Origin of the sequence: Fretibacterium fastidiosum, from assembly GCF_000210715.1 — a bacterium.
GTDB classification, from domain to species: Bacteria; Synergistota; Synergistia; order Synergistales; family Aminobacteriaceae; genus Fretibacterium; species Fretibacterium fastidiosum.
Window position 1 is genome coordinate 651690 of sequence record NC_021038.1, and the last position, 3124, is coordinate 654813.

At 65.5% G+C, this 3124-nt stretch carries 3 protein-coding genes; all 3 read left to right on the top strand.

From position 1 onward, the window contains the following. Window positions 1-950, top strand: a 950-nt coding sequence (locus tag SY1_RS02855) for an ABC transporter ATP-binding protein (RefSeq protein WP_341523453.1), incomplete at its 5' end; no start/stop codon positions are given. 74 nt (window positions 951-1024) lie between these two features. Continuing rightward, window positions 1025-2536 carry an ABC transporter substrate-binding protein gene (locus SY1_RS02860; RefSeq protein ID WP_015556119.1) on the top strand — a complete coding sequence of 504 codons (1512 nt, stop codon included), beginning with the start codon at window positions 1025-1027 and terminating at the stop codon, window positions 2534-2536. A 118-nt stretch (window positions 2537-2654) separates the two neighbouring features. After that, on the top strand, window positions 2655-3124 hold a 470-nt coding region (locus SY1_RS02865; protein ID WP_208872647.1), incomplete at its 3' end, for a hypothetical protein.

Sequence of the window (3124 nt, forward strand, 5' to 3'; positions counted from 1 at the left end):
CCGATGAAATCCTGAGGGTGGAGCACCTGAAGAAGTACTTCAGCACGAAGGGCGGGACGCTTCACGCGGTGGATGACGTGTCCTTCAGCATCCGCCGGCGTAGGACGCTGGGGGTGGTGGGGGAGTCGGGCTGCGGAAAATCGACGCTGGGCCGCAGCATCCTGCGGCTTCAGGAGCCGACGTCGGGCACGGTGCAGTTCAACGGAGAGGACATCCTGGGGTTCGACGCGGCGCGGCTGAAGGCGCTCCGGCGCGAGATGCAGATCGTCTTTCAGGACCCCTTCGCCTCCCTGAATCCGCGGATGACCGTCTTCGAGACGATCACGGAGCCCCTGCTGATCCAGGGCGTCTACGCCAGCCGAAAGCAGCCGGAGCTCCGGCAGAAGGTGCGCGAGATCATGTCCCTCGTCGGGCTGTCCGAGCGCCTGATCAACGCCTACCCCCACGAGCTGGACGGCGGACGGCGGCAGAGGATCGGGATCGCCCGCGCCCTGGCCCTCAGCCCGCAGTTCATCGTCTGCGACGAGCCGGTGTCGGCCCTCGACGTCTCGATCCAGGCGCAGATCCTGAACCTGATGCAGGACCTGCAGCGCGACCTGGGCCTGACCTACATGTTCATCACGCACGACCTCTCCGTCGTCAAGCACCTCTCGGACGAGATCGCCGTGATGTACCTGGGGCAGGTCGTGGAGCTGGCGTCCGCCGACGAGGTCTTCGCCAACCCGCTGCACCCCTACACGAGGGCGCTGCTCTCGGCGATCCCGACGCCGGACCCGGACTTTGAGACGGAGCGCATCATCCTGCGTGGCGAGATCTCCTCGCCGATCGACCCGAAGCCGGGCTGTCGCTTCGCCGGGCGGTGCGTCGATGCCGTGCCGGCCTGCTCGGAGGCGGACGTGCCGCTGCGTGAGGTCGCTCCCGGCCACCTCTGCGCCTGCGCGCTGTGCTGAGGCGGGCGCCACTCGAACATAACCCGGGAGGCCCCGGTTATGGTGTTTAAATTCTTTTACAGGAGGTCTGTTTTATGAAGCGGTTCCATTCGGCATTGCTCATCGCGGCGCTCGTCCTCTCGCTCTCCCAGCCGGTCGCGCTGTCGGCGGCGGAGAACAAGGACACGTTGACCTGGGCTCAAGGGGCTGACGTCACGTCTCTGGACCCCCACATCGGCAAGGAGACCCCTGCCATCATGGCGACGAACCAGATCTTCGACACGCTGTTCACGACGGACGACGAGGGAAAGATCGTGGGTCAGATCGCGGAGTCGTGGAAGTACCTCAGCGACACGGAGCTCGAGGTCCACGTCCGCAGCGGGATCAAGTTTCACGACGGCTCTCCCCTCTCGGCCTCGGACGTGAAGTTCTCCCTGGATCGGGCGATCGCCTCCACCGCGGTCTCCTACATCGTGAACTTCATCAAGGAGGTCCGCGTCGTGGACGATCACACCGTCGTCATCGAGACGGCCAAGCCCTACGCGGCGGCGCTGCGGAACCTGGCGCACCCCTCCTCGGCCATCGTTCCGGAGGCCTACGTGAAGGCCGACGAGGCGCGGTTTCGCCTGAACCCCATCGGGTCCGGTCCCTACCGATTCGTGAGCTGGAAACAGGGGGACTCCCTGAAGCTGGAGGCCTTCGACGAGTACTACGCGGGCGCCCCAAAGACGAAGAACCTCGTGATGAAGGTCGTCCCGGAGGCCGCGCAGCGCACCATCGCTCTCGAGACGGGCGAGGTGGACATCGCAAACGACATCCAGGCCAACGACCAGCAGAAGGTCCGCGACAACCCCGACCTGACCCTGAACGAGAAGGCGGGCCTGAGCTGCTGGTACCTCTCGTTCAACATGAAGAAGAAGCCCTTTGACAACAAGCTGGTGCGCCAGGCGATCCGGCACGCCATCGACGTGAACACGATCATTGACTCCATCATGTACGGCGGAGGCGAGCCGGCGGGCGACCTCATCGCGCCGGGCGTGTTCGGCTACGCCGGCGACAAGCCCTATGCGTACGACGTCGAGCTGGCCAGGAAGCTGCTGGCCGAGGCGGGGTATCCGGACGGCTTCTCCTGCAAGCTGTGGGTGAACGACAGTCAGACCCGCATCGAGGTCTGCCAGGCCGTTCAGGCCATGCTGCTGGAGGTCGGCATCAAGTGCGAGGTGGAGGTCATGGAGTTCGGCAGCTTCATCGAGCGCACCTCCAAGGGCGAGCACGACATGGCGTACTTCGGCTGGACCACCTCGACGGCGGACGCCGATTACACCTACTATTCCCTGGTGTACTCCACGCAGACCGGCGCGCCGGGGAACCGCAGCTTCATCCAGGACCCCAGGGTCGATGAGCTGGTGGACCTGGGCCGCGGCAACACGGACGAGACGATCCGCCGCAAGGCCTACGCCGACCTGGAGCAGATCCTGCAGGACCTCTCCAACAACGCACCCCTGGTCTACAGCACGCTGAACTCCGGAACGTCCAAGAAGGTCCACGGCTTCGTCCTGGACCCCGCGGGATATCACAAGCTGGAGAACGTCACGGTCGAGAAATAGGGCTTTGCCGGGACGCCTCTAGGAGGCGGGGCTGTCGTTCCGGTCGGCAGCCCCGCTTTTCGTTGCGGGTTTACTGGCACTTCTTCTTAGAACAGGCAGACAGGCGGTTTGATATGACATGCTGAACGATCGCACCGCGGACCTGGCTTCCCTCCTGGACCGCGACGAACTCTACCAGGATTTCCTGCGGATCGCCTCCTTCGTGAGGCGCTCGGACGGCGAGGGGGAGGAGGCGGCCAGGCAGTACGTCCAATCCCGGCTTGAAGGGGCTGGCGTCTCCTGCTCTCGAAGCGCGGAGAAGGGCCTTCTGGCCTTTGGTGGGCCGGGCGTTGTGACGCTCGCCGATGGGGCGTCCGACAGGAGCTTCCCGGCCAAGGCGTGGAACTTCTCCGCGCCGGCGGACGGCGTGCGCGGCGTCGGCCACAGGATGGGCGCGGAGGACTTCCCCGTCTCGCCCCTGGACTACCTTTCCTCCCGCGTCCCGCACGGCGCAAAACAGGACCTTGCGGGGCGCGTCGTGCTGTCGCGCTCCTTCTCCCCGGAGGCCGTGCTCTCCGCCCAGGATCGCGGGGCGGTGGGCTTCGTCAT

Coding starts and splice junctions, on each gene's coding strand:
- SY1_RS02860 (WP_015556119.1), top strand. CDS start 1,025: ATGAAGCGGTTCCATTCGGCATTGCTCATCGCGGCGCTCGTCCTCTCG.